The following is a 642-nucleotide window of genomic DNA, read 5'->3' as shown; positions in this document are numbered from 1 at the left end:
CCTGTTACTAGAAATACTTGTTTATTCATGGTTTAAACACCTCTGTTATGAAACTAAACGCAACTTCGGTTGCGGACGGAAATCGAAACTTGATACAGGCTCTTCGTACCAGTCAGGTACTTGCTTGCCGAAATCAATCTTGAGCAGCTCTACGAAACGGATCACGTTATTGTCTTTTTGTTCGTGGAGATTCTGGAGAACTGCTTTAGGTATGCCTGCATTAACTAAATCAGACATCAATTTGCAATATTGAGATTCGCTATAACGGGTTTTTACCGACTCACAACCATATTGGCGAATGTCGTCATAAAAGCGTTTTAAGTTACGTGGGCGTGTCAGTGACAACTTTCCTGACTTGGTGTAAGTCTGATATGTGTTTGCAAGTAAGTTGAAAACATCTTCATCATTGGTCACGTTCATAAATTCACCCTCAAGGGTTTTAAATATCTCTGCGTTAGCTTTAAGCCATAACTCTTTTAAAAAATCGGGATTTTTATCTTGGTAATCAATCAGATCAAATAACCGTAAAGGTAAACCCTGTTCATCCAGCCAGTAGGCTTTCATCCCCGTTTCAAGACGTAACAGCCCTTTCAGCCAGTCCTGTAAACGTTGTTCCTGCATGACTGCAACGACACGCTGAGC

General features: G+C 40.8%; 1 protein-coding gene. It reads right to left on the bottom strand.

The window, feature by feature from the left end; all coding sequences use genetic code 11:
• Positions 1 to 45: 45 nt before the first annotated feature.
• Positions 46 to 642, bottom strand: a 597-nt coding sequence (locus tag DK207_RS15585; protein WP_228247956.1) for a phage/plasmid replication protein, II/X family, incomplete at its 5' end; no start/stop codon positions are given.

The organism is Acinetobacter haemolyticus, assembly GCF_900406815.1.
GTDB lineage: Bacteria > Pseudomonadota > Gammaproteobacteria > Pseudomonadales > Moraxellaceae > Acinetobacter > Acinetobacter haemolyticus_A.
The sequence above is the reverse complement of the archived record's forward strand: the minus strand, read 5'-3'. Positions and strand labels throughout refer to the sequence as shown.